Raw genomic sequence first — 25,330 nt, forward strand, 5'->3', positions numbered from 1 at the left:
GGGGTTAGTGAATGAATAAGTTAATTGCATTTTGCTTGTTGGGCTGTGTAATCAGTATTGCTGGCTGCAATACCATGTCTGGTTTAGGTAAAGATGTATCCAAGCTTGGCGACAAAATTGAGCAGAAGGCTGACGAGAAAAAGTAGTCATGGATAAATTTACCCAATTGACTGGTTTGGTTGCGCCATTAGATCGTGCAAATGTCGATACTGATGCCATTATTCCCAAGCAATTCCTGAAGTCCATCAAGCGTTCAGGCTTCGGCCCAAACGCGTTTGATGAATGGCGTTATCTCGACCACGGCGAGCCTGGCATGGATAACAGCAAACGCAAGTTGAACCCCGGTTTCGTGCTGAACCAGCCGCGCTATCAAGGTGTGTCTGTGTTGTTAGCGCGTGAAAACTTCGGTTGTGGCTCAAGTCGTGAACATGCACCTTGGGCGCTGGAAGATTTTGGTTTTCGTTCTATTATTGCGCCAAGTTTCGCCGATATTTTCTACAACAACTGCTTCAAGAATGGCATGTTGCCTATCGTCTTGCCGGCAGATGTGGTGGATAGATTGTTTGCGGAAGTAGAGGCTAATCCAGGCTATCAACTTAATGTCGATTTGCAAGCGCAAACCGTGACTACACCAAGTGGTGCTGTGCATCCATTTGAAGTTGATATGTCGCGCAAACATAATTTGCTCAATGGCTTGGACGATATTGGTCTGACCATGCAGAAACAAGATAGCATCAAATTATTTGAAGTAGCTCATAAGGCATCCCAGCCCTGGCTATTCAACTAGTTCTGGCGCACACAAAACATCGTTTTTTACCGTTAATTCAGGAAATTTGAAGGTTATGAAAATCGCAGTCTTGCCAGGGGATGGCATAGGTCCAGAAATCGTCGCTCAAGCGCTTAAAGTTCTAAAGGCATTAAATCTGAAATTAGATTTGAAAGAAGCACCAATTGGTGGTGCTGGCTATGATGCTGAGGGTGATCCTTTGCCAGATAGCACTTTGAAGCTGGCGCAAGAATCAGATGCCGTATTACTAGGGGCAGTCGGCGGCTGGCAATATGATACCTTGCCACGTGACAAGCGCCCTGAGCGCGGACTTTTACGCATTCGCAAAGAACTCAACCTGTTTGCCAACCTGCGCCCTGCATTGCTTTACGATGAATTGGCAGATGCTTCAACATTGAAGCCTGAAGTAGTTTCTGGCCTGGATATCATGATTGTGCGTGAGTTGACTGGTGACATTTACTTCGGCCAGCCGCGTGGCATTTCCACCTTGCCTAATGGCGAGCGCGAAGGTATCAACACCATGCGCTACACGGAATCCGAAATTCGCCGTATTGGCCATGTGGCGTTCAATATCGCCATGAAGCGTAACAAAAAGGTGTGCTCGGTAGATAAAGCCAACGTGCTTGAGACAACAGAATTGTGGCGCCAAGTCATGATTGAAGTGGCTAAAGAATATCCAGAAGTCGAACTCAGCCACATGTATGTCGATAACGCGGCAATGCAATTGGTGCGCGCGCCCAAGCAATTTGACGTGATGGTCACTGGTAATATCTTTGGCGATATTCTTTCTGACGAAGCTTCAATGCTGACGGGATCTATCGGCATGCTGCCATCAGCATCGCTGGATGCGAATAACAAGGGCATGTACGAGCCTAGCCACGGCTCTGCGCCTGATATTGCTGGCAAGGATATTGCTAATCCACTGGCGACCATACTTTCTGTCGCCATGATGTTGCGTTACACCTTCAATGATGAAGCTAATGCAGTGCGCATTGAAAATGCAGTGAAGAAAACGTTGTCTCAAGGTTATCGTACAGGTGACATTTATACAGAAGGCTGCAAGCGCGTGAAGTGCAGTGAAATGGGCGATGCAGTCACTGCCGCCTTGTAAATTTTAGAGAATAATCATGCTTAGAGTAGGTTTTATCGGTTGGCGCGGTATGGTGGGCTCAGTGCTCATCCAGCGCATGCGTGAGGAGCAGGATTTCGATTTGATCGAACCTGTATTCTTTACCACGTCTCAAGCAGGCGGTAGCGGCCCAGCTATTGGTAAAGAGATTCCCGCGTTGAAAGACGCCAAGAACATCGCTGAATTGAAGGCGATGGATGTCATTATTTCCTGCCAGGGAGGCGATTACACCACCGAGATTTTCCCGCAATTGCGCGGCGCAGGCTGGAAAGGTCACTGGATTGATGCGGCTTCTACCTTGCGTATGGAAAATGACGCGACGATCATTCTTGACCCAGTGAATTTGAACGTGATTCAGGGCGCGCTGGCAAATGGCGGTAATAACTGGATTGGTGGTAACTGTACCGTTTCCCTCATGCTGATGGCTTTGCACGGCCTATTCAAGGCTGACTTGGTCGAATGGGCAACTTCCATGACCTACCAGGCAGCATCGGGTGCGGGTGCGCAGAATATGCGCGAACTGCTCAAACAGATGGGCGAGGCGCATCGGGTTGCTTCTGATCTATTGTCAGACCCCGCTTCCGCTATTCTGGATATAGACCGTGAAGTCGCTGGCATTTTGCGCGATGAAAAATTCCCTACTGCGCATTTTGGTGTGCCGCTTGCAGGCAGTCTGATTCCCTGGATAGACAAAGATTTGGGCAATGGCCAGAGCAAAGAGGAATGGAAGGGGCAGGTTGAAACGAACAAGATACTTGGTCGCCAGTCACAACCTATCCCTATCGATGGTCTGTGCGTGCGCATAGGCGCTATGCGTTGCCATTCCCAGGCCTTGACCATCAAGCTTAAGCGAGATGTGCCGTTAGATGATATTAACGGCTTGCTTGCTGAGGCTAACCCTTGGGCAAAAGTAATACCAAACGAGCGCGAAATCAGCATGCAGCAATTAACACCAGCTGCAGTGACTGGTAAATTACATACGCCCGTTGGGCGTTTGCGCAAGTTGAGTATGGGTTCTGAATACTTATCAGCCTTTACTGTTGGCGACCAATTATTATGGGGTGCCGCAGAGCCATTACGTCGTATGCTGCGCATTTTGGTAGAACAATAAGTGTTGCATAGATATAGCGCTTAAATATAAAGTGTGGCATGAGCTTGCATCTGTAACTGATTGATGTTAATTTAATAATGCAACTATCATTAGTCGATAAGGGTTGAATGGTGCATAAGACGAAATTAAAGCGAATTTCGCTCGCAGTATGTTTTGCATTGATGTCTTTGGGGGCGGAAGCAGCTGGCTTAGGTAAGCTAACTGTACTATCTGGTCTTGGTGAGCCATTAAATGCAGAAATTGAGTTATTGGCGGCGGGCCCAGATGAGCTTTCTTCATTAAGTGCAATCATTGCACCAGAAGAAGCCTATAAAGTTCAAGGTATTGAACGCCCTGCGTTGCACAGTACAATCAAAATTGAGATCAAGAAAAGTCCAAGTGGCTCTGCTTATCTCAAGTTAAGCTCTAATCTGCCAGTATCAGACCCGTATCTTGATATGCTGATTCAAGTCGATTGGTCTAGCGGTCGTTTGTTGCGTGAATACACGCTGCTGCTTGACCCGCCAGGTTATTCACAGCCGCCTGTCAGTTTGCCATCAGCGAGCAAGCCAACCATTAGTAAGCCAGTTGTTGTATCACCTGCCAGTATGGCGGATGCTCCAGTAGCTACTTCAAGTAGTAAACCTGCAAAAGGGGCTAAAAAAAACAGCGCCGCTAGCGCTGCTCCAGTAGCTACGCAGGCAGATGCTCCGCCATCGGATGAATCTAAAGTAACAACAGCAAAAGGCGACACGCTTTACAGTATTGCCCGCAATGCAAATGTACAAAATGTTAGTCTGGATCAAGTCCTTGTTGGCATATACCAAGCTAACAAAGATGCATTCATTGGTAATAACATGAACCGTCTTAAAGTCGGTCAAATCATTCGCGTACCAAGCAGCACAGAATTAGCGGCAATACCGAAAGCAGAAGCCGCACAAGAGATCAAAGTTCAATCGTCCGATTTCCAGTCCTATCGCAATAAGCTGGCAGGCACGGTTGAAGCAGCCCCAGCAATGTCCGATGATGAAGGCAAGAAATCATCAGGCGGCAAAATCACTAAGGCTGCAGAAGATAAAGCCACTCCTGTACCAACCGCTCCAAAAGATGTAGTCAAACTTTCAAAAGGTGTCTCAGCTGATACCAAAGTGTTGCAAGATAAAGTGACTGGCTTGCAGGAAGAAGCAACGGCTAAAGAAAAGACCATCAAAGAATCAAACGACCGTGTCGCAGCGCTAGAAAAACAAGTTGCTGACATGCAAAAATTGCTGGTCATGAAAAATCAAGCCATGGCTGATGCGCAAAAAAATGCGGCTGCCAATGCGCCATCACCAGCATTGCCAAGCAAGCCTGAAGCTACCCCTGTGCCAACTCCAGCAGCGCCAGTCGTTGCGGAGCAGCCAGCCCCGGCGCCAGTAGAAGCACCAAAACCAGCAGTTCCTGCAGAAGCAGAGAAGCCAGTTGATACAACACCTGCCGCAGTGCCAGCACCAGAAAAGAAACCTGTTCCTGTTAAAAAGTTCACTCCACCTCCACCGCCAGTTGAAGAGCCAGGGTTGTTTGATGATGTCAACCTACCACTAGTGGGTGGAGCGGGCGGATTCCTAGCCTTGTTAGTAGGCGGTTGGTTGTTCTTGCGTAATAAGCGCAGGCGCAGTTTGGATGGTTTCGAAAAAGACATACTGACTTCTGGTGGTCTAAAAGCTAATACGGTTTTTGGTAACACACTTGGCGGTACGGTCGATAGCGGTGATACCTCATTCTTGACTGACTTCTCGCCAGGTACAGGCATGATCGACACGCATGATGTTGATCCAATCGCTGAAGCTGAAGTCTACATGGCCTATGGACGTGACTCACAGGCTGAAGAAATTCTTAAAGATGCTATTGTAAAAGAGCCGAAGCGCTATGAATTGCATCTTAAGTTGCTAGAGATGTACGCTGCACGCAAAGATTCATCAGCATTTGAAACGGTTGCTGGCGAACTGTATTCAACGCTAGGCACCACTGACCCAACATGGGCCAAAGTGGCTACGTTGGGCAGAAGTTTTGAGCCTGATAACCCTCTATATGAAGCTACTGAAGTGTCTGAGTCGCAAGAACTGGGCGTTTCTACCGCTGTTGCTGCAGGTTTAGTAGCAAGCGAAGTAGCTGTGGCATCTGAGTTGGCGGAAGATACTACACTTGACTTCTCACTAGATTCACCAGAAACCGACTCTGCTGAGACTTCAGCAGATGCAGTAGAAGATAATGTGCTGGATTTTGATATAGGGACTCCATCAGCTGAAGCTGAGGCAATTGCCGAGTCACATGCTTCGACGATGGAAATGCAAGCAAGCAAGGCTGAAGAAGACTTCAGTTCCGATGCATTTGATTTAGATATTGGCGAACCAGCAGAGAAACCTGCTGAAAGTAATGATGACTTGGATTTCCAGTTAGACTTACCTGAAGATGCCGCAACAGATACTGTGCAGCTCGATATGGCAAGCTTTGCGCCAGAAACCTCATTAGATATCGCTTCTGACGTTGTGGAAGAGCCAAGTCTCGACTTTGATAAGACCATGGTATTGGGCGTGCCAGATTTGGTAGAGGCTGAAAGTAGTCCTGAAATTGACTTTTCTGCCAATCAGATCAGTTTTGATCTGCCAGAAATTAAAGAGGCTGAGCCTGAAGTTCAGTCGATTGATGTTAGTGCAGAAACGTTAGATTTGCCTGAGATTGCTGAAGTCTCAGAACCTCTAGAGTTATCAGTACCAGACTTTGAGAAAACGACGATTACCAGCCTAGATGCTAATGAAATTGATTCCAGTGAAATTAATTTTAGTTCAGCAGAACAAGATCAGGCTTTCGATTTAGATTTGGATGTGGATTTTGCTAACCTTGAGACTGAAGAAATTACTGTGTCTGAGCTTGCTGAATCTGAGCCAGCTACAGTAGAGGATATTGCAGTTCCTGAGATTGATTTGTCAGGCATTAGCCTTGATTTGGATGCGGCGCCTGAACTATCAGATGCGATTGCAAGTTCAGAGTCATCTGAAGTAGATACCAAGCTGGATTTGGTGACTGCTTACATGGATATGGGTGATAACGAAGGTGCCCGTGAATTGTTGGATGAAGTGCTGAAAGAGGGCGGTGTGCAACAACGCTTAAAAGCACAGGAAATATTGAAGAGCCTGAGCTAATTAAACGCAATATTGAAAAAGCCGGGCTTAAGAGCCCGGCTTTTTTATTTTTCAAAGTACAAATAATAAATTAATGAACAGTGATCAAGAGGCTAAATAGATAATGCGGATCGCTTTATGTCTTGAATATGATGGCCAGCACTTCTGCGGATGGCAGAGTCAGCCTTCTGGCTGTGGCATACAGGATGCCCTTGAAAAAGCATTAGAAGTCTTAGCGTTACATAAAGTCAGGGTAATTGCAGCAGGGCGCACTGATACTGGCGTACATGCACTATCGCAAGTTGTGCATTTTGATACCGAAACTATGCGCGCCGAAGACTCTTGGGTGCGCGGTGTGAATGCGCACCTGCCTAAAACATTGCGGGTTCAATGGGCAAAAGAGGTCGATGCCAGGTTTCATGCGAGGTTTGATGCGCAGGCGCGCAGTTATCAATATTTATTGATTAACCAAGCAACAGCACCTGCAATCATGTCTGGTAAAGCGGGCTGGTTTCATTTTCCGTTGAATTTAAACCTGATGAGAGAGGCTACAGGTTATTTAATAGGGGAGCATGATTTCAGTGCTTTTCGGGCCGCAGATTGCCAAGCTAAGTCTCCAGTCAAACATTTATATAATGCAGATATACACGTCGATGGTACTAGCCTGATTTTTAGTTTCTCTGGCAATGCGTTTTTACATCACCAAGTGCGTAATATGATGGGTGCGTTGATATATGTGGGCAAAGGGAAGTATCCGCCAGACCACATCAAAACTTTGCTAGAAGCCCGCGATAGAACAGCTTCGCCACCTACATTTTCACCAGATGGCTTATATCTTACAGGCGTTAAATATGACCCCATTTGGAATTTGCCTAATACTCATCGTCAAATAAAGACCGTCATTTAGAAATTCAATACAAATGTGTGACAGCCATATAGCTTTCGGTTACGCTAGCCATCCTTATTGCAGTCGCAACATCAAATCAAAATGAGTCAACGAACACGAGTGAAAATCTGTGGCATTACGCGCTTAGAAGACGCCCTCTCTGCAATTGAGCAAGGTGCGGATGCTATTGGGCTGGTCTTTTATGCTGCGAGCCCGCGTCATGTCAGCATAGCTCAGGCAAAATCAATTGTTGAAAATTTACCGCCATTTATTACCACTGTAGGTTTGTTCGTGAATGCAACAGAAGCTGAGATTGTAAAAACAATTGAAGCTGTCGGACTCAATTTGATTCAATTTCATGGTGATGAAACCCCTGAGCAGTGTAAGCAATTTGCATTACCTTATATCAAAGCAATACGCGTCAAATCGGATACAAATTTGGTACAATATGAGGCTGATTTTGAAGACGCCAAAGCACTTCTGCTTGACACCTATACCGAAGGTTTGGTGGGTGGTACAGGGCAAGTATTTGACTGGTCTCTGATACCAAAAACATTACAGAAACCAATCATACTGGCGGGTGGTCTTAACTCACACAATGTCAGGCAAGCCGTCGAGCAGGTGCATCCCTATGCAGTTGATGTGAGTGGCGGTGTGGAAGCAAGCAAGGGAATAAAAGATGCAGCTAAAATCGCTGCATTCATACGAGGAGTAAACGATGCAGTTATATGACATGCCAGATGCGCGCGGCCACTTTGGGCCCTACGGTGGCACCTTTGTCGCAGAGACATTAGTTGAGGCGCTTGAAGAATTGCGCGTGATGTATGAAAAATATCGTCACGATCCTGAGTTCCTTGCCGAATTTGCCCATGACCTAAAACATTTTGTCGGTCGTCCAAGCCCTATTTATTACGCAAAGCGCTGGTCTGAGCGAGTAGGCGGTGCACGCATTTATCTTAAGCGTGAAGATTTAAACCATACTGGTGCCCATAAGGTCAATAATACTGTGGGCCAAGCTTTATTAGCTAAACGCATGGGTAAGCCTAGGGTAATTGCTGAAACAGGCGCAGGGCAGCACGGTGTGGCTACAGCGACGATTGCGGCGCGTATGGGCCTCAAGTGTGTTGTTTATATGGGTTCTGAAGACGTTAAACGTCAAGCGCCTAACGTATTTCGTATGAAATTACTGGGCGCTACTGTAGTGCCTGTCGAAAGTGGCTCCAAGACCCTTAAAGACGCTTTGAATGAAGCAATGCGTGACTGGGTCACCAATATTGCTGATACTTTTTACATTATTGGCACTGTTGCAGGCCCGCATCCTTACCCGATGATGGTGAGAGATTTTCAGTCTGTGATTGGTATTGAAGCCAAACAGCAGATGCAAGAGATGATTGGCCGCCAGCCAGATGCGGTATTGGCCTGTGTAGGCGGTGGTTCTAACGCCATGGGTATTTTCTACCCATACATCAATGAGAAAAATGTGCGCTTGATTGGCGTGGAAGCGGCTGGCCATGGAATTGAAACAGGCATGCATGCTGCGCCATTAACCGCAAATAGCCCGGTTGGCGTTCTGCATGGCAATCGTACCTATCTTATGCAGGATGAAGATGGTCAGATTATTGAAACGCATTCTATTTCTGCTGGTCTGGATTACCCTGGTGTAGGCCCAGAACATGCATGGTTGAAAGATATTAAGCGTGCTGAATATGTAGCCGTTACCGATGATGAAGCGATGGCCGCATTTCATAATTTGTGCAGAACAGAGGGCATTATCCCTGCGCTAGAAACCAGCCATGCGCTGGCTTATGCCGAGAAATTAGCTGCAACCATGTCGCCTGATCAGGTGATATTGGTGAATCTCTCAGGCCGTGGGGATAAAGACATCAACACAGTCGCAAACATCTCTGGCATTACGCTTTAATCTAAAATCATTAGTTATTTACACTCAAAAGTTTTCATTTCATGTCACGTATAAAAACATGCTTTGCCAATCTGAAACAAACAGGTAAAAAAGCACTTATTCCTTACATTACCGCTGGCGATCCACATCCAAAGCATACAATTGATTTAATGCATGCGATGGTTAAGGCTGGGGCAGATATCATTGAACTTGGCGTTCCATTTTCTGACCCAATGGCAGATGGCCCTGTGATTCAACGTGCCAGTGAGCGGGCTTTAGTACATAAAGTAGGTTTGCGCTCGGTACTTGGCTTTGTAAAAGAATTTCGTACGCAAAATGCGATTACCCCAGTAGTGTTGATGGGCTATGCGAACCCTATAGAAGCGATGGGTGTTGAGAAGTTTGCAGATATGGCGCAGTCTGCAGGTGTTGATGGCGTGCTAACTGTGGATTACCCACCAGAAGAATCTGTAGATTTCGTTACTCTGCTTAAAGCACGTGATATAGACCCTATCTTTTTATTATCGCCGACCACTGAGCCAAGCCGCATTGATACAATCGTGCATCAGGCCAGTGGTTTTGTTTACTATGTCTCCCTCAAGGGCGTAACTGGGGCAGGTAATCTGGATATCGCTGAGGTGGCCGATCGAGTTGCAGCAATTAGATTAAAGACTGATTTGCCAATTGGGGTAGGCTTTGGTGTGCGTGATGCAGCCACTGCTAAACTGGTTGGTAAAATTGCAGATGCTGTTGTGGTAGGTAGTCGCATGGTGCAGGCTGTTGAACAATCAACCGAAGATAATTTGCTGGAAAATGTAAGCACATTGGTTGCTGAGTTGCGCCGTGCCATTGACGAGATTTAATAAAGCTTGAAATCAACAATACATGCACGCAGTAATGAGAATGCATAAAGGATAAAGCATGAGCTGGTTACAAAAATTACTACCGCCCAAAATTAACCGCGCCGAAGGGCCGGGCAGAAAATCTGTACCTGAAGGTCTCTGGAGCAAATGTCCCTCATGCGAGGCTGTCCTCTATCGCACGGACTTGGAAAGTAATGCCGAAGTGTGCCCTAAATGTAGTTATCACAATCGCATTTCTGCACGGGCTCGCCTCCATCTTTTGTTGGATGAGGAAGGTAGGTTTGAAATTGGTGCTGAAGTACAGCCAATAGATCCACTAAAGTTTAAAGATACTAAAAAATATGCGGATCGCCTGAAATCAACACAGGCGGACGTGGGTGAAACCGATGCCCTGATTGTGATGCAAGGTAGTATGAATGCAGTGCCAGTTGTCATTGCTGCATTTGAGTTCAAGTTCATGGGCGGCTCTATGGGCTCTGTGGTCGGTGAACGATTTGTACGCGGCGTATTAAATGCCATTGAGAATAAAACACCGTTTATCTGTATCGCAGCGAGTGGCGGCGCACGTATGCAAGAAGGCTTGTTTTCATTAATGCAGATGGCGAAAACGAGTGCTGCGCTGACTGCGCTTAGTAAAGCTGGTTTACCTTATATTGCCGTACTGACTGACCCAACCATGGGCGGTGTTTCAGCGAGCTTTGCCATGTTAGGTGATGTGATTATTGCTGAGCCTCAAGCTCTGATCGGTTTTGCGGGCCCGCGTGTGATTGAGCAGACCGTACGTGAAACGTTGCCAGAAGGTTTTCAGCGCTCTGAGTTTCTGGTGGAGCATGGCGCAGTTGATATGATTGTTGACCGCCGTGAAATGCGCGACAGAATTGCTAAATTGGTCACTGGATTGATGCGCAAGCCTGCTATCACTACAACTTCTATTTAATCGACCATTCCTAACCCTCAAACGCTCGCTGTGGTATCACCTTCAAAGCTGCCAACTGACTTGGTGGGATGGCTCGCCTACATTGAAGCTCTGCATCCAAAATCCATCGCCATGGGCTTGGACCGTGTAAATAGTGTCAAGCAACGCCTGAATCTTACCAAGAAATTTCCAATTATTATCGTCGGCGGTACTAATGGCAAAGGCTCTACCTGTGCCATGCTGGAGCGCGTGTACAGTGCGGCTGGTTATCGAGTTGCTTGCTATACATCACCCCATCTATTGGCCTACAACGAGCGCGTACGCGTTGCTGAGAAGAACGCCAGTGATCAGGACCTATGCTCGGCGTTTGCTGCGGTAGAAGCTGCTAGGCAAGACACGGAACTCACCTACTTTGAATTTGCGACATTAGCTGCTTACTGGCATTTTACCCAGTCAACTATTGATATTGCCGTGCTGGAAGTCGGCTTGGGTGGCAGGCTAGATGCCGTGAATGTGTTTGATCCAGACTGTACCATCGTCACCAGTATTGATCTTGACCATATGGATTTTCTTGGCAATAACCGTGAAAGCATTGCCTATGAAAAAGCGGGTATATTTCGCAAAGGTATTACTGCTATTTGTGGTGAACCGAATCCGCCCCATACTCTTATTGAACATGCGGAAAAGATACAGGCTGATCTAAAACTGATTAATCAAGATTTTTCATTTCAGTCAAAGGGGCAGTCTTGGATTTACAGCGATTTGCTGGAAGAAGTCACGGACTTACCATTTCCAGCCTTGGCGGGAGACTTTCAGCTGTATAACGCCGCCTGTGTGATAGCGGCTGTACACGCCATGCAAGACCAGTTATTTGTTCCTATTGATCATATTATTGAGGGTTTGAAAACGGTTGGCTTGGCTGGACGTTTTCAGAAATTCAATCAGCAACGTACAGTGATTTTAGATGTCGCACACAATCCACATGCCGCTGCTGGCTTAGCACTTAATTTAAGTCAGAATGCTTGCAAGGGTCGTACGTTGGGTGTGTTTGCGATGTTGGCAGATAAAGATGTCAGCGGCGTCGTGGAGATACTAAATTCGAAAATTGACGTCTGGTATCTAGCTGGCATCAACCAAAAGCGTGGTGCGACTGCTCAACAGTTACAAGCAATCGTTCAAGAGCAAAGCAGTTCAGCTGAGGTACATAATTTTGTCGATACCACTGCGGCTTATCGACAAGCCTGTATCGATGCCACTGAAAATGATAGAATTGTCGTATTCGGTTCATTTTTCACAGTGGCCGATGTCATGAGAATGTTGCCCAGTGCTTCGTAGTTGTTTTATGGGCATGACGATAGCCCTAGTATAGCTATCGTAACGTTATATCCCGCCAAGAATTAGGACGATTTAGATGCCGCCAGACAATGTGAACGAGCAAGAAATCCAGTTTAAAAAGCGTGCGCGCAGGCGCTTGGTGGGTGCAATAGCCTTAGTTTTGCTGATGATCACCATCTTGCCGATGGTGTTAGATGACCACAGCAGCAAGCCGCCACAGCAAGAAATCGCGATTACTATTCCTAGCCAAGATGGCGAATTTACCTCCAAGATTGTGCCAATTGCACCTGAAACAGCGCCTTTAGAACAGCCGTCATCTAATAACCAGCAAGTGATTGAAACGCCAGTTGACCAGACAACGCTAGCTAAGCCCGAAACACCTAAAGTAGAAGCACCAGCTAAAACTGAAATGGATAGCCCAGTTAGTTTAACCACCACTGAAGCAGCGAAACCCACAAAGCCTGAACCTGCTGTAAGCAAACCACAGCCAATTAAAGAGCCTGTCAAAAAAGAAGTTGCAGTAAAAGTAGCACCAGTTAAGGCAGTGCCAGAAAAAGTGACTCCAGCTAAAGTCGCTGAAGACAAAACTGTGAAGCCAGCCAGTGTCGAAAAACCTGGCACATTTTCACTACAAATTGGCGTGTTCTCTGATGCCGCTAATGTCAAGCAGCTACAGGATAAGCTGGCCAGCCAAAACTTGAAGTCTTACACTGAAAAACTGCCAACACCAACGGGCGATAAAATCAGGTTACGTGCGGGACCATTCAAGACCAAAGCAGACGCAGACAAAGCCTTTAGCAAGGCAAAAGACGTTGGTTTAGTCGGCATGATTGTGGCGAATAAGTAGCATTGCAAACGTGTGAATCACGATGACTGCGTTTGATTATGTAGTGTTAGCTATTCTAGGTATCTCTATATTACTTAGCATGATGCGCGGATTCATAAGAGAAATATTGGCTTTAGCGGGCTGGATTGCAGCATTTTATATTGCCAGGACATACACCTTGCAATTTGCGGAATTGCTACCATCTAGCATACCAAGTGAGTCATTAAGATTTTTAGCTGCATTCGTTATTCTGTTTTTAGCTGCTTTGCTAGTTTGTAGTTTGCTGGCCATAGGGTTGTCGCAACTCTTCAAGACTATAGGTTTGAGCTGGCTAGACAGAGGCCTGGGCGCTGTTTTTGGAATTGCACGAGGCATAGTGATTGTTGGTGTACTGGTGCTATTGGCAGGATTAACCAGTGTGCCCAGAGATATTCGTTGGCGTAACGCAATGTTCAGTGCGCCTCTGGAAGCCATGGCGGTGAGTATTTTGCCCTGGTTTCCAAATGACATTGCAAAGCACATCAAATACGACTAAATTGGTTGGCAATTGATTCGTAAGCCAAGCAGTTTAGTGCCCAAGTTTTAGTGGATAGACCATCAGGCTTGGTAAACGCAGGTTTTAGTTATTAGGATGCTCACTTTATGTGTGGAATCATCGGTATTGTAGGTAAAAATCCAGTCAATCAATTACTTTACGATGGGCTGCTCGTGCTACAGCATCGTGGGCAAGATGCCGCAGGCATCGCCACCTGTGACGGCAATACCTTCTTCATGCATAAAAATAACGGTCTGGTACAAGATGTTTTCCAAACCAGACATATGCGGAGTTTGCATGGAAATGCTGGCATAGCACACGTTAGATATCCAACCGCAGGGTCATCTTCAGCGGCAGAAGCCCAGCCTTTCTACGTTAACTCTCCATTCGGCATTGTACTTGGCCATAACGGCAATCTGACCAATTCAGATCAACTCAAGCAAGAGATGTTTCGCCAGGATTTGCGCCACATCAATACCAGCTCAGATTCAGAGGTATTGTTGAATGTATTGGCGCATGAGATCGAGCATACAGCCCACAGTGCAGTGCTTGATACAGATGTGATTTTTGAGGCGGTAACAGGCGTCCACAAACGTTGCAAAGGCGCTTATGCGGTCGTAGCCATGGTGGCTAATTTTGGTTTGTTGGCATTTCGCGACCCTAATGGTATTCGTCCTTTGGTGATTGGCAAGCTTGAGTCGGCAAAAGGAGTTGAATACATTGTGGCCTCTGAAAGTGTGGCGCTTGATGTACTTGGCTTCAAGATGATTCGCGATGTAGAGCCAGGCGAGGCTATCTTTATTGATATGGATGGCAATTTCTTCTCTCGCCAATGCGCAGAAGCACCTAAGTTATCTCCCTGTATATTTGAGTATGTTTACCTGGCCAGGCCGGATTCAGTGATTGACCATGTGTCTGTTTACCAAACCCGTTTGCACATGGGCGAAAGTCTGGCGAAAAAGATTGCTGAAGAATGGAAAGACTTAAAGATTGATGTCGTTATCCCGATTCCGGATACCAGTCGCCCAAGCGCTCTGCAACTGGCCAACGCACTCAATCTCACATACCGCGAAGGTTTTATTAAGAATCGTTATATTGGCCGTACTTTTATCATGCCAGGCCAGGCTTTACGTAAAAAATCAGTACGACAAAAGCTCAACCCGATTGGCATGGAATTCAAAGGCAAAAACATATTGCTGGTTGACGACTCTATCGTGCGCGGTACAACCTCCAAGCAAATCGTACAGATGGCCCGTGATGCTGGCGCAAATAAAGTGTTCTTTGCTTCTGCTGCGCCTCCAGTCAGGTTTCCTAATGTCTATGGTATCGATATGCCGACGCGCGATGAATTGCTTGCAACAGGGCGCACTGATGCTGAAATCTGCGAAGAAATTGGCGCAGATGCATTGATCTATCAAGATTTAGATGCGTTAGTGCAGGCCGTGCAATTGAGCAACCCGGATATCAAGCAGTTTGACTGCTCATGTTTTGATGGCAACTATGTCACGGGCGATATTGATGAAAATTATCTCAACAATATTGAATCAGCCCGCGGTGATGGCCAGAAATCAAACAAGCCTGCCAACTCAAGTACCCAGCTTGATTTGAATCTGGTGACCGTCAAAGAGTATGAAGAAGAAGCTGCTTGACCACCTAAGTTACTGAAGCGTATTATTTGACGGGTATTATCTAAGCTAGGTTACAAAGCGCCGATTTGAGATTATTCAATTAACTCAGCTTGCGGGCGCATAATAAATACAGCTAAAGCGAGCCAAGAACCCGTTTTAGCAAATGCTATGGCGGGTTTTTTTTATGCCCGTGAATTTTGATGATTTTCAAATTTGATTTTATGGATAAGCAATAAGGATATATCGATCATGACACATGAATGGCAACCAGAAACTCTAGCTGTAAGGGCCGGTAGCGAACATACTGCCTATGGCGAGAATTCTGAAGCGATGTTTCTGACATCCAGCTTTGTATTCGAAAATGCGGCGCAAGCCGCTGCAAGATTTGGTGGGCAGGAGCCAGGCAATATCTATTCACGCTTCACTAACCCTACAGTGACCATGTTTCAAAATAAGCTTGCAGCACTGGAGGGTGCTGAGTCTTGCGTTGCCACATCATCTGGCATGGCCGCGATTCTGGCGGCTGTGATGGGCTTATGCTCGGCAGGCGATCATGTGGTTGCCTCGCGTAGTATTTTTGGTACATCGGTACAGTTATTTGCCAATATATTAACTCGCTGGGGTTTAGAAACGACCTTCGTTTCTTTGACGGACCCAGATGCCTGGAAAGCGGCAGCTAAAGCAAATACCAAGCTATTTTTCGTTGAGACACCATCAAACCCGTTGACCGAAGTCTGTGATATTAATGAGCTGGCTGATATTGCACATAATGCAGGTGCGTTGCTGGTTGTCGATAATTGTTTCTGCACCCCAGCTTTGCAGAAACCGCTCGATCTAGGTGCCGATATTATTATTCACTCTGCAACTAAATACATAGATGGGCAAGGGCGTTGCTTGGGCGGTGCGGTGTTGGGTAAAAAGGCAGTGATTGAGCCCGTTTATGGATTCTTGCGTACCGCTGGCCCAACCATGAGTGCATTCAATGCATGGGTGTTTCTGAAAGGTCTTGAAACCCTGCATGTACGTATGGAAGCGCATGCGCGCAACGCCCTAGCGCTAGCAACATGGCTTGAGCAGCAGCCTGGTGTTGAGCGTGTGTATTATCCTGGCCTTGCATCGCATCCGCAGCATGCGCTTGCGCTTAAACAGCAGAAGAGTGGCGGTGCCATACTGTCATTTGATGTGAAGGGTGGACAGCAAGCTGCTTGGCGCTTAATTGATGCTACTAAAATGATTTCAATCACGGCCAATCTGGGTGATGCTAAAAGCACGATCACACATCCGGCTACCACCACCCATAGCCGCGTCTCACCAGAGGCAAGAGCCGCTGCAGGTATCGGTGATGGTTTGGTGCGCATTGCGGTAGGCTTGGAACATATCGATGACTTGAAAGCTGACTTGGCATTGCTTACCCAGTAAGTTTGATACTTTAGGGTGTTTGATGTCGTCAAAGTATGGGATGATTGATAAATGCTTTTGCCACATTATTTATGAGTAAGTTACCTTTGTTCAATTAACTATCAGGAGTGTTGCCATGAGTTTGAAAGATGAGTATTTAGAGAAATTAAAAGTGCAATTAGATGAGTGGTCTGCGGATATTGATGTGCTTGAAGCGCGTGCGAAACAGGCTGAAGCTAATGCGCGCGTTAAATATGACCAGCAATTGACGATACTCAAAGCCAAGCGTGATGAGGCTAAAGCTAAAGTGGCTGAGATTCATGGTTCTACTGGCGAGGCTTGGCAAGAACTGAAAAAAAGTGGTGAAGAAGCTTGGGAAGTGCTCAAAAAAGGCTTTGAAGAAGCCCGTAAGAAATTCAAAGAATAGTCACAATATTACTGAGGAGAGATATCCATGAAGTCATCACTTATTATCGGCTTGTTGTTAATAGCACTAGGTGCTGCATCATTAGTGTACAAGCAGATTAGTTTTACTACCGAAGAAACTGTTGCCCAGATTGGCCCACTTAAGGCGACTGCGGAAACTGAAAAGAATATCCCTATCCCTGATATTTTGGGCGTGATTGCCATAGTCGCTGGTGTATTGGTGATAGTGATCGGCCGTAAATAACATCTAAGCAAGCAATAAAAAAACGGGGCTTCAAGCCCCGTTTTTTATTGCTAAATTGCTTAATCCAATTACAAGCTAGCTGCGTTTTCTGCCAGATATTTCGCCACACCTTCGGTCGAAGCATTCATGCCAGCCTTGCCCTTTTTCCAGCCTGCTGGGCATACTTCGCCGTGCTCTTCAAAGAATTGCAACGCATCAACAATACGTAGTGTTTCGTCAATGTCACGGCCTAGTGGCAAGTCGTTGATGACTTGGTTAACTACAACACCAGCCTTGTTAATCAGGAATGTGCCGCGATAAGCAACGCCACCTTCAGCTTCAACATCATAAGCTTTTACGATTTGGTGATTGATGTCAGCAATCATTGGGTAACCAACTTTGCCGATACCACCATTATTGACTGGCGTATTTTTCCAGGCTAAATGGGTGAAGTGTGAATCAATAGAAACGCCAATCACTTCAACACCGCGTTTTTTGAATTCTTCAAGACGATGGTCAAAAGCAATCAGTTCAGAAGGGCACACGAAAGTGAAATCCAGTGGCCAAAAGAAAATAACGGCTGGTTTACCTTTGATATGGGCATGAAGGTTGAATGATTCATTGATCGTGTTATCATCCAGTACGGCCGCTGCGGTGAAGTCTGGTGCGGGTTTACCTACGAGTACTGCCATGGTATTTCTCCTTTGGTATGTTATTGAATACGTGAAAACATCTTATGCCTGAATCAGGCGATAGCGTAAATTAACTTAAATTAATTTTCTAATCAATTCTTACTATAGTGCTGATTTATTATCGCTATGGGTATTTTGTATTCACTATTTTAAATGATATTTATGACAGGGTATTTACCATGTCAGCAAGCATGATTTGAGCGCTTTATCATGTTAAAATCATAGTCTTTAAGCCACTTCCGACAGAATAATTACATGGATCAGTTCGCAAAAGAAACCCTCCCGATTAGCTTAGAAGATGAGATGCGCCGTTCTTACCTTGATTACGCCATGAGCGTGATTGTAGGGCGCGCCTTACCAGATGTAAGAGACGGTTTAAAGCCCGTGCATAGACGTGTTTTATTCGCTATGCATGAGCTTAGTAATGACTGGAATCGACCTTACAAGAAGTCTGCTCGTATCGTCGGTGATGTCATCGGTAAGTACCATCCACATGGTGATACCGCTGTGTATGACACCATTGTTCGTATGGCGCAGAATTTCTCATTGCGCTACATGTTGGTGGATGGTCAGGGTAACTTTGGTTCGGTTGATGGTGATAACGCTGCGGCCATGCGATATACCGAAATCCGTATGTCACGTATTGCGCATGAGTTGCTTGCTGATATTGACAAAGAAACGGTAGATTTTGGGCCGAACTATGATGGCTCCGAGCATGAGCCGCTCATCATGCCTGCGCGCATCCCCAATCTGTTGATTAACGGCAGCTCTGGTATCGCGGTAGGTATGGCAACAAACATTCCGCCACATAACCTGCATGAAGTGCTGGATGCCTGTGTGGCCTTGCTGCAAAACTCAGATATCACAATTGATGAACTGATTGATATTGTGCCTGCACCTGATTTCCCAACCGCTGGCATTATCTATGGCACAGTTGGTGTGAAAGAGGGTTATCGCACTGGTCGTGGTCGTGTGGTGATGCGTGGTCGTACCCATGTGGAAGATATGGAAAAGGGCAATCGCCAAGCGCTGATTGTTGACGAGTTACCGTACCAGGTGAACAAAAAGACCTTCGTTGAGAAGATCGCCGAACTGGTCAACGAGAAAAAGATTGAGGGTATTTCTGATCTTCGTGACGAGTCCGATAAATCAGGTATGCGCGTGGTGATTGAACTCAAACGCGGTGAAGTGCCAGAAGTCGTTCTGAACAACCTCTATAAACAAACCCAATTGCAAGACACTTTCGGCATGAATATGGTGGCCTTATTAGATGGTCAGCCACGTCTGTTGAATCTCAAGCAGATGCTAGAGGCTTTCTTACGCCATCGTCGTGAAGTGATTACGCGCCGTACCGTATTTGAGCTCCGTAAAGCGCGCGAGCGTGGCCATGTGCTCGAAGGTTTGGCCGTTGCTTTAGCAAACGTTGATGACATGATTGCGATTATCAAAGCCGCACCAACGCCACCAGAAGCAAAGAAAGACTTGATGGCGAAGATATGGAAATCGCCAGTAGTAGAAGAAATGCTCAAGCGCGCGGCCATGGAGGCTTCACGCCCAGAAGGCTTATCTGTAGATTTTGGTTTAAGCCCTGATGGCTACAAACTATCTGACGTGCAAGCGCAGGAAATCTTGCAGATGCGTCTGCAACGCTTGACTGGTCTTGAGCAAGATAAGATTGTCAGCGAGTACAAAGAAGTGATGGATGTGATCGCCAATTTACTGGATATCCTGGCAAAAGCCGAGCGCGTAACACAGATGATTACCGAAGAGCTTGCCGCAATACGTCAACAGTTTGGCGACAAACGCCGCAGTGAGATTGTGCATAATGCGCAAGATCTATCGATTGAAGATTTCATCACGCCGCAAGACGTAGTCGTGACTTTATCGCACACTGGCTACATCAAATCGCAACCGCTCGAAGAATACCGTGCGCAAAAGCGCGGTGGCCGTGGTAAGCAAGCAGCAGCAACTAAAGAAGATGACTTTATCGATAAGATGTTCGTGGCGAATACCCATGATTACATTTTGTGCTTCTCCAATCGTGGTCGCGTGTATTGGCTGAAGGTATATGAAGTGCCACAAGGCAGCCGCATCAGCCGTGGCAAGCCTATTGTTAATTTGTTCCCGCTAGAAGAAGGCGAGAAAATCAACGCCATTCTGCCCGTCAAAACGTTTGATGAAGATCACTACATTTTCATGGCAACCGCTCAAGGTACAGTTAAGAAAACATCGCTGGTTGAATTCTCTAACCCACGCAAGTCGGGCATTATCGCGATCAATTTAGATGATGGTGATTACCTGATTGGCGCTGAAGTCACCAATGGCGCACATGACATTGTACTGGTTTCTAACGGCGGTAAAGCAGTGTGGTTTGACGAGGAAGATGTACGTGCTATGGGTCGTAATACCCGCGGTGTGCGTGGTATGAAGCTTGCCGCCAAACAGCAGGTATTGTCATTACTGGTAGCCGTAGATGACAAACAGACAGTATTGGTAGCCACCGAAAATGGTTATGGTAAACGTACTGTGCTTTCTGATTTTCGCCATTCTGGTCGTGGTACGCAGGGTGTTAAGGCAATCGCGATCAGTGAACGTAATGGTTTGGTAGTGGCTGCGCGCTTGGTCAATGATGAAGATGAAATCATGTTGATCACAACTGGTGGTGTGCTGATCCGTACTCGCGTGAAAGAGATTCGCGAGTTAGGCCGCGCAACACAGGGCGTAACGCTGATTAACCTGAGTGCAGGTGAAAAATTATCTGGCCTTGAGAAAGTAGTCGAAACTGACGATGTTGAAGCTGACGCTGATCCAGTATAGACATATCAATATTGCCTTGGCATCAATGACTCATTAGCAAAGTTACCGTATGACGCATATCTATAATTTCTCTGCAGGCCCTGCAGTATTGCCTAAAGAAGTGCTGATTCAGGCACGTGATGAGATGTTGGATTGGCATGGCTCTGGCATGTCCATTATGGAAATGAGCCACCGTGGCAAAGAGTTTATGGCCATTGCTGCTGAGGCTGAAGCTGATTTTCGTGAGCTATTAGCAATCCCTGCAAATTATAAAGTCCTGTTTTTGCAGGGTGGGGCCCACGCGCAGTTTTCTATGGTGCCACTCAATCTTTTGCGTGATAAAAAAACGGTGGATTATGTTGATACAGGTATCTGGTCGCGCAAAGCGATTGATGAGGCCGCAAAATATTGCCAGGTGAATATCGCGGCATCTTCTGCGGCAGATCATTACACCTATGCGCCAACGCAAGATGAATGGCAGTTGAACAAAAATGCTGCTTATGTGCATTACACCTCAAATGAAACCATAGGTGGCGTCGAGATGTTCTGGACGCCAGAAGTAAGCGATGTGCCGCTGGTGGCTGATATGTCGTCGCATATTCTATCTCGGCCGATAGACGTGAGTAAGTTTGGAATCATTTACGCAGGCGCACAAAAGAATATCGGTCCTGCAGGCCTGACCATCGTGATTATTCGTGATGATTTAATCGGCCATGCCAGCAGCTACACGCCTAGCATGTTCGATTATAAAATCCACGCAGACAATGGCTCTATGTATAACACGCCGCCAACCTATGGCATCTACATTGCAGGATTGGTGTTTAAAGGCCTGAAGGCAAAGGGTGGTCTGGCAGCGATGGAACAAGCCAATATTGCAAAAGCCGAATTGCTCTACGGCTACCTGGATAGCTCAGACTTTTACAGTTCGCCAATTGCGGTAGAAAATCGCTCACGCATGAATGTACCGTTTACGCTCAAAGACGCTAGTCTAGATGAATTGTTCTTGAAAGAGTCTCATCAGCAAGGCCTTTTGCAGCTTAAAGGCCATAAGTTAGTGGGCGGTATGCGGGCATCCATCTATAACGCAATGCCGATTGAAGGTGTGCAGGCATTGGTTGATTTCATGCAAGAATTCAAACGAGTGCACGGCTAATGACTATTAATCCAATGTGCCGCTAATAATAGAACTGATATAGTTGTGCCATGAGCGACTTACTTAAACAATACCGAGACCAGATTGACGCCATTGATGAGCAGATGCTAAAGCTCGTTAATCAGCGTGCGCAGCTTGCACGTGAGATTGGCAATGTTAAAAATGGCGGGCCGATTTACCGACCAGAGCGCGAAGCTCAGGTCTTGCGTCGCCTCACAGAGCACAATGAAGGCCCGCTATCTGGCGATGCAGTGACTGCGATATTTAGAGCCGTTATGTCTAATTGCCGCGCGCTTGAAAAAGAACTTTCCGTAGCATTTCTTGGGCCATTAGGCACATTCAGCGAAGAAGCTGCGAATAAGCAGTTTGGCGGTCTTTCAGCACCCGTGCAATGTAGTTCTATTGATGAAGTTTTTCGTATGGTTGAGTCTGGCCAGGTGGACTATGGTGTGGTGCCCGTAGAAAATTCCACAGAGGGCGCAGTTGGTCGTACGCTGGATTTGCTGATGGCTACCAAACTGAACATATGTGGCGAGATTGCCTTGCCCATCCATCATAATCTGCTCTCAAAATCAGACTCTGTCGACCAAATCAAAACGGTGTATGCGCACTCGCAATCACTTGCACAGTGCCATCAATGGCTCAATGCGCATCTGCCAAATGCAGATCGCCAACCTGTTGTGAGTAATGCCGAAGCAGCCAATATTGCTAAAAATAATACTAACGGTAGTGTGGCTGCAATAGCCAGTACGCGCGCTGCAGAGCTTTTCAGCCTGAACAATTTGGCTAGCAATATTGAAGATGACCCTAAAAACACTACACGATTCCTGATTCTGGCCACGCACGATGTCGCGCCTTCAGGTAAAGATAAAACTTCTCTGGTAGTGGCTACCAAAAATGTCCCCGGCGCTATTCTGGAACTATTAAAGCCTCTGGCTGACGAACAAGTAAGCCTGACGAAACTTGAATCACGTCCTTCAAAAATCGGCTTATGGGAATATGTATTCTTTGTAGATATTGAAGGGCATCATCAGGATGCTGCAGTCTCTAAAGCATTAAAAGAGTTAGAAGCGCGTTCTTCGCTACTCAAAGTGTTGGGTTCATACCCTGTCGCTATTATATGAACTAGCAACTATGAGTTAGTAAGTGGCTAAATGACACGCCCTAATGGCTGGCAATTAAACAAAAAAGAATGACTCTCTCTTTGCGAAAATTATTCTATGTCTACCATTAGAGATTTACTTCAAACTGCCAAACTCAAAAGTATCACGCTTACTTTTGCCAATAAGCGCTTAGAGCAGATATACCGTAGGCATGATTTAATCAGGCTGCGTCGTCAATCCAGAATAGCTTTATTGGTAGGGAGCATACTGTATGGCTCTTATATCATCATGGATTTTCTCTTCATTCCACCCCAGCATCTGATCAAAGCTCTGTACTTGCATACCATGGCAATGATGATTGCCTTCTCGGTTTTTGCGATCACTTTTACAAAGTATTTTAATAAACATCATCAACCATTGTTGATGATGACCGCTATTTTCGCTGGTTTATGCTTACTGGGCATCATGAGTTATTTGCCAGAAGCTTCCATCAGCCTGTTTTCTGCAGCGATTATTTTGCTTACCTTTTGGTGCCATTACTTCTCTGGTTTACGCTTTATTAATGCCACCGCAGTTGGCATTATCTTATTGATATTGTTTAATATAATGTTCAATAATTTGCAATTCTGGACTTTATTTAGCATCAATTACTTTGTAGTTTCGGGCAATATTCTGGGCAGTTTTGCCAGCTATATCGGTGAAAAACAGAACCGAATGTTGTTCCTACGAGAGCGAGAGCTTGATAGCGAAAGACGCTTACAACATGAACGTGCATTGCATGACAGGCTGACAGGTTTGCCTAACCGCGAGTTGCTGCAAGATCGGGTAGAGCAGGCAATTACCTTTGCCAGTCGTCAAGACCAAGTTAGTGCAGGTTTGTTTATTGACCTAGATAAATTTAAACCGATTAACGACATTCATGGCCATGCAGCGGGCGATTTTGTGTTGCAAGAAGTCGCTAGAAGATTGCAACATGTAGTGCGTGAAGCAGATACCGTGAGCCGACTAGGCGGCGATGAGTTTTTTATTCTTGCTGAAAATATACAAACAGAAGCTGCCGCTGTCACACTTGCCAATAAGCTCCTGCAGCAATTGCAACTGCCATTCAAGGTGAGTAATGAAATTACCATTGATGATGTCTCTGCGAGCATAGGCATATGCATGTTTCCATACAAGAATGTGACTGCTGTTGATGTCGTGAGACGTGCTGACCATGCAATGTACGATGTGAAAAATGCAGGTAAATCGGGAGTTTCAGTCGCCAAGATTATCTAACTTGGCTGTAGGTTTTTATAAAATGTACACTGAAATGTTAACATCTAGTTTTAAGGCGGCTTATGCCGCTTCATTTTTTTCTTGAGAGGTAGTTTGTGAGTAAGTTGTCAGAATTAGCACCATCGTATATCCGTTCAATTGCGGCTTATCAACCTGGTAAGCCGATTGCTGACTTGGCTCGTGAAATGGACTTGCAGCCCGAGCAGATTGTGAAACTCGCATCGAATGAAAACCCGCTAGGTGTTGGACCGAAAGCAGAGGCTGCGATGCATGCCGCATTGACAGATATTGCGCGCTATCCAGACGGTAATAGCTTTATTCTCCGCGATGCCGTCTGCGCGAAATTTAATGTAAAGCCCGATCAACTAATATTTGGTAATGGCTCAAATGACATTCTTGAGCTTGCTGCCCGTGCATTTTTAACAGCAGGGGATGAGGCAATTTATGCGCAACATGCCTTTGCTGTATATGCCTTGGTTACACAGGCAGTAGGTGCAAAAGGGGTGGTGATTCCAGCTAAAGAATATGGCCATGACTTGCCCGCTATGCTTGCAGCAATCACAGCAAAAACACGCATTATTTTTGTGGCGAATCCAAATAACCCGACAGGTACGCTGTTGCCTAAAGATGAGCTGTTCGCGTTTTTAAAGGCTGTGCCGAGCAATATTTTAGTTGTTCTGGATGAAGCTTATGATGAGTATCTATCTGATACGTACAAGTCTGAAGCGATTAAATGGCTAGCAGAATTCGATAACCTGATTATTTCACGCTCATTCTCCAAAGCCTATGGCTTGGCAGGTTTGCGTATAGGTTTTGGCGTTACATCTACCGATATAGCAGACATCATCAATCGCGTCAGACAGCCATTCAATGTGAACAGCGTCGCGCAAGCTGCTGCAGCGGCTTCATTAGAGGATGATGAGTTCGTTGAGCGTACCAGAGCGCTTAATCAGGCAGGCATGCTGCAAATCACTCGAGGTCTCACGCAACTTGACTTAGATTACATTCCGTCATTCGGTAATTTCGTTAGTTTTCGAGTGGCTAATACAAAAGAGGTGTATCAAAAGCTGCTGCAGAGCGGCGTGATTGTTCGCCCGATTGCTGCATATGAGATGCCAGAGTACCTGCGGGTGAGTATTGGGCTTTATTCTGAAAATGAAAAGTTCTTACAGGCGCTTAAAGCAATTCTATCTAGCTAAAAGTCTTGC

The 25,330-nt window shown here is 46.0% G+C and carries 23 protein-coding genes; 22 read left to right on the forward strand and 1 reads right to left on the reverse strand.

All coding sequences use genetic code 11. The features are described 5' to 3' along the window. Nucleotides 1–11: 11 nt before the first annotated feature. The 17 genes from ZMTM_RS05870 to ZMTM_RS05950 all read left to right on the forward strand — a co-directional run bounded on the left by ZMTM_RS05870 (nt 12) and on the right by ZMTM_RS05950 (nt 17,124). A complete protein-coding gene (locus ZMTM_RS05870; protein WP_221765364.1) occupies nt 12–146 on the forward strand; it encodes an entericidin A/B family lipoprotein in 135 nt (44 codons plus the stop codon). 2 nt (nt 147–148) lie between these two features. Next, nucleotides 149–787, forward strand: coding sequence for a 3-isopropylmalate dehydratase small subunit (gene leuD, locus ZMTM_RS05875; RefSeq protein ID WP_221765365.1), 639 nt, complete (start codon nt 149–151; stop codon nt 785–787). Between the two features lie 55 nt (nt 788–842). Continuing rightward, nucleotides 843–1,898 carry a 3-isopropylmalate dehydrogenase gene (leuB, locus tag ZMTM_RS05880; protein WP_221765366.1) on the forward strand — a complete coding sequence of 352 codons (1,056 nt, stop codon included), beginning with the start codon at nt 843–845 and terminating at the stop codon, nt 1,896–1,898. Between the two features lie 16 nt (nt 1,899–1,914). Next, nucleotides 1,915–3,027: an aspartate-semialdehyde dehydrogenase gene (gene asd, locus ZMTM_RS05885; protein WP_221765367.1), complete on the forward strand. Its 1,113-nt coding sequence runs from the start codon at nt 1,915–1,917 to the stop codon at nt 3,025–3,027. A gap of 161 nt (nt 3,028–3,188) precedes the next feature. Continuing rightward, complete coding sequence (locus ZMTM_RS05890) at nt 3,189–6,188, forward strand: FimV/HubP family polar landmark protein (RefSeq protein WP_225907113.1); 3,000 nt, start codon at nt 3,189–3,191, stop codon at nt 6,186–6,188. A 103-nt stretch (nt 6,189–6,291) separates the two neighbouring features. Continuing rightward, the gene (truA, locus tag ZMTM_RS05895) at nt 6,292–7,074 is read left to right on the forward strand and encodes a tRNA pseudouridine(38-40) synthase TruA (protein ID WP_221765369.1); all 783 of its coding nucleotides are present in this window, start codon (nt 6,292–6,294) and stop codon (nt 7,072–7,074) included. An 81-nt stretch (nt 7,075–7,155) separates the two neighbouring features. After that, nucleotides 7,156–7,785 (forward strand): phosphoribosylanthranilate isomerase, encoded by a 630-nt coding sequence (locus tag ZMTM_RS05900; RefSeq protein ID WP_221765370.1) that lies wholly within the window; start codon nt 7,156–7,158, stop codon nt 7,783–7,785. Continuing rightward, entirely contained in the window at nt 7,772–8,974 is a 1,203-nt protein-coding gene (trpB, locus tag ZMTM_RS05905; RefSeq protein ID WP_221765371.1) for a tryptophan synthase subunit beta, read from the forward strand. Before ZMTM_RS05900 ends, trpB begins: the two co-directional genes overlap by 14 nt. A 41-nt stretch (nt 8,975–9,015) precedes the next feature. Continuing rightward, the gene (gene trpA, locus ZMTM_RS05910) at nt 9,016–9,816 is read left to right on the forward strand and encodes a tryptophan synthase subunit alpha (protein ID WP_221765372.1); all 801 of its coding nucleotides are present in this window, start codon (nt 9,016–9,018) and stop codon (nt 9,814–9,816) included. 58 nt (nt 9,817–9,874) lie between these two features. Continuing rightward, nucleotides 9,875–10,753 (forward strand): acetyl-CoA carboxylase, carboxyltransferase subunit beta, encoded by an 879-nt coding sequence (accD, locus tag ZMTM_RS05915; protein ID WP_221765373.1) that lies wholly within the window; start codon nt 9,875–9,877, stop codon nt 10,751–10,753. Nucleotides 10,754–10,783: 30 nt separating this feature from the next. Continuing rightward, nucleotides 10,784–12,067, forward strand: coding sequence for a bifunctional tetrahydrofolate synthase/dihydrofolate synthase (folC, locus tag ZMTM_RS05920; protein ID WP_225907114.1), 1,284 nt, complete (start codon nt 10,784–10,786; stop codon nt 12,065–12,067). A 76-nt stretch (nt 12,068–12,143) separates the two neighbouring features. Then, nucleotides 12,144–12,914, forward strand: coding sequence for an SPOR domain-containing protein (locus ZMTM_RS05925; RefSeq protein WP_221765374.1), 771 nt, complete (start codon nt 12,144–12,146; stop codon nt 12,912–12,914). 22 nt (nt 12,915–12,936) lie between these two features. Beyond that, the gene (locus ZMTM_RS05930; protein ID WP_221765375.1) at nt 12,937–13,428 is read left to right on the forward strand and encodes a CvpA family protein; all 492 of its coding nucleotides are present in this window, start codon (nt 12,937–12,939) and stop codon (nt 13,426–13,428) included. A gap of 107 nt (nt 13,429–13,535) precedes the next feature. Next, nucleotides 13,536–15,077, forward strand: a complete 1,542-nt coding sequence (gene purF, locus ZMTM_RS05935) for an amidophosphoribosyltransferase (RefSeq protein ID WP_221765376.1) — start codon at nt 13,536–13,538, stop codon at nt 15,075–15,077. Nucleotides 15,078–15,305: 228 nt separating this feature from the next. Beyond that, nucleotides 15,306–16,475, forward strand: coding sequence for an O-succinylhomoserine sulfhydrylase (locus ZMTM_RS05940; RefSeq protein WP_221765377.1), 1,170 nt, complete (start codon nt 15,306–15,308; stop codon nt 16,473–16,475). Between the two features lie 115 nt (nt 16,476–16,590). Beyond that, nucleotides 16,591–16,881 carry a sll1863 family stress response protein gene (locus tag ZMTM_RS05945; RefSeq protein WP_221765378.1) on the forward strand — a complete coding sequence of 97 codons (291 nt, stop codon included), beginning with the start codon at nt 16,591–16,593 and terminating at the stop codon, nt 16,879–16,881. Nucleotides 16,882–16,908: 27 nt separating this feature from the next. Further along, nucleotides 16,909–17,124, forward strand: a complete 216-nt coding sequence (locus ZMTM_RS05950) for a hypothetical protein (protein WP_221765379.1) — start codon at nt 16,909–16,911, stop codon at nt 17,122–17,124. 68 nt (nt 17,125–17,192) lie between these two features. Here the strand turns inward: ZMTM_RS05950 and ZMTM_RS05955 are convergent, their stop codons facing one another. Next, a complete protein-coding gene (locus ZMTM_RS05955) occupies nt 17,193–17,795 on the reverse strand; it encodes a peroxiredoxin (protein ID WP_221765380.1) in 603 nt (200 codons plus the stop codon). A 255-nt stretch (nt 17,796–18,050) separates the two neighbouring features. On the opposite strand from ZMTM_RS05955, the gene gyrA reads away from it, so the two are divergent. The 5 genes from gyrA (at nt 18,051) to hisC (ending at nt 25,321) form a co-directional block, all read left to right on the forward strand. After that, nucleotides 18,051–20,612, forward strand: coding sequence for a DNA gyrase subunit A (gene gyrA, locus ZMTM_RS05960; RefSeq protein WP_221765381.1), 2,562 nt, complete (start codon nt 18,051–18,053; stop codon nt 20,610–20,612). A gap of 49 nt (nt 20,613–20,661) precedes the next feature. Beyond that, on the forward strand, nt 20,662–21,744 hold the full coding sequence (gene serC, locus ZMTM_RS05965) for a 3-phosphoserine/phosphohydroxythreonine transaminase (protein WP_221765382.1): 1,083 nt from the start codon (nt 20,662–20,664) through the stop codon (nt 21,742–21,744). 50 nt (nt 21,745–21,794) lie between these two features. Beyond that, entirely contained in the window at nt 21,795–22,868 is a 1,074-nt protein-coding gene (gene pheA, locus ZMTM_RS05970; RefSeq protein ID WP_221765383.1) for a prephenate dehydratase, read from the forward strand. 96 nt (nt 22,869–22,964) lie between these two features. After that, complete coding sequence (locus ZMTM_RS05975; protein ID WP_221765384.1) at nt 22,965–24,122, forward strand: GGDEF domain-containing protein; 1,158 nt, start codon at nt 22,965–22,967, stop codon at nt 24,120–24,122. Nucleotides 24,123–24,226: 104 nt separating this feature from the next. Further along, nucleotides 24,227–25,321, forward strand: coding sequence for a histidinol-phosphate transaminase (gene hisC / locus ZMTM_RS05980; RefSeq protein ID WP_221765605.1), 1,095 nt, complete (start codon nt 24,227–24,229; stop codon nt 25,319–25,321). Nucleotides 25,322–25,330 lie beyond the last annotated feature (9 nt).

Source organism: Methyloradius palustris (assembly GCF_019703875.1).
Lineage (GTDB): Bacteria > Pseudomonadota > Gammaproteobacteria > Burkholderiales > Methylophilaceae > Methyloradius > Methyloradius palustris.

What these genes read in the sequence shown, in the direction of transcription:
- ZMTM_RS05870 (WP_221765364.1), top strand. Translation starts at nt 12, where the DNA reads ATGAATAAGTTAATTGCATTTTGCTTGTTGGGCTGTGTAATCAGTATT.
- purF (WP_221765376.1), top strand. Translation starts at nt 13,536, where the DNA reads ATGTGTGGAATCATCGGTATTGTAGGTAAAAATCCAGTCAATCAATTA.
- ZMTM_RS05950 (WP_221765379.1), top strand. Translation starts at nt 16,909, where the DNA reads ATGAAGTCATCACTTATTATCGGCTTGTTGTTAATAGCACTAGGTGCT.
- trpB (WP_221765371.1), top strand. Translation starts at nt 7,772, where the DNA reads ATGCAGTTATATGACATGCCAGATGCGCGCGGCCACTTTGGGCCCTAC.
- ZMTM_RS05930 (WP_221765375.1), top strand. Translation starts at nt 12,937, where the DNA reads ATGACTGCGTTTGATTATGTAGTGTTAGCTATTCTAGGTATCTCTATA.
- ZMTM_RS05955 (WP_221765380.1), bottom strand. Translation starts at nt 17,795, where the DNA reads ATGGCAGTACTCGTAGGTAAACCCGCACCAGACTTCACCGCAGCGGCC.
- trpA (WP_221765372.1), top strand. Translation starts at nt 9,016, where the DNA reads ATGTCACGTATAAAAACATGCTTTGCCAATCTGAAACAAACAGGTAAA.
- ZMTM_RS05925 (WP_221765374.1), top strand. Translation starts at nt 12,144, where the DNA reads ATGCCGCCAGACAATGTGAACGAGCAAGAAATCCAGTTTAAAAAGCGT.
- leuB (WP_221765366.1), top strand. Translation starts at nt 843, where the DNA reads ATGAAAATCGCAGTCTTGCCAGGGGATGGCATAGGTCCAGAAATCGTC.
- asd (WP_221765367.1), top strand. Translation starts at nt 1,915, where the DNA reads ATGCTTAGAGTAGGTTTTATCGGTTGGCGCGGTATGGTGGGCTCAGTG.
- leuD (WP_221765365.1), top strand. Translation starts at nt 149, where the DNA reads ATGGATAAATTTACCCAATTGACTGGTTTGGTTGCGCCATTAGATCGT.
- ZMTM_RS05975 (WP_221765384.1), top strand. Translation starts at nt 22,965, where the DNA reads ATGTCTACCATTAGAGATTTACTTCAAACTGCCAAACTCAAAAGTATC.
- serC (WP_221765382.1), top strand. Translation starts at nt 20,662, where the DNA reads ATGACGCATATCTATAATTTCTCTGCAGGCCCTGCAGTATTGCCTAAA.
- ZMTM_RS05945 (WP_221765378.1), top strand. Translation starts at nt 16,591, where the DNA reads ATGAGTTTGAAAGATGAGTATTTAGAGAAATTAAAAGTGCAATTAGAT.
- ZMTM_RS05940 (WP_221765377.1), top strand. Translation starts at nt 15,306, where the DNA reads ATGACACATGAATGGCAACCAGAAACTCTAGCTGTAAGGGCCGGTAGC.
- pheA (WP_221765383.1), top strand. Translation starts at nt 21,795, where the DNA reads ATGAGCGACTTACTTAAACAATACCGAGACCAGATTGACGCCATTGAT.
- accD (WP_221765373.1), top strand. Translation starts at nt 9,875, where the DNA reads ATGAGCTGGTTACAAAAATTACTACCGCCCAAAATTAACCGCGCCGAA.
- ZMTM_RS05890 (WP_225907113.1), top strand. Translation starts at nt 3,189, where the DNA reads ATGTCTTTGGGGGCGGAAGCAGCTGGCTTAGGTAAGCTAACTGTACTA.
- truA (WP_221765369.1), top strand. Translation starts at nt 6,292, where the DNA reads ATGCGGATCGCTTTATGTCTTGAATATGATGGCCAGCACTTCTGCGGA.
- ZMTM_RS05900 (WP_221765370.1), top strand. Translation starts at nt 7,156, where the DNA reads ATGAGTCAACGAACACGAGTGAAAATCTGTGGCATTACGCGCTTAGAA.
- gyrA (WP_221765381.1), top strand. Translation starts at nt 18,051, where the DNA reads ATGGATCAGTTCGCAAAAGAAACCCTCCCGATTAGCTTAGAAGATGAG.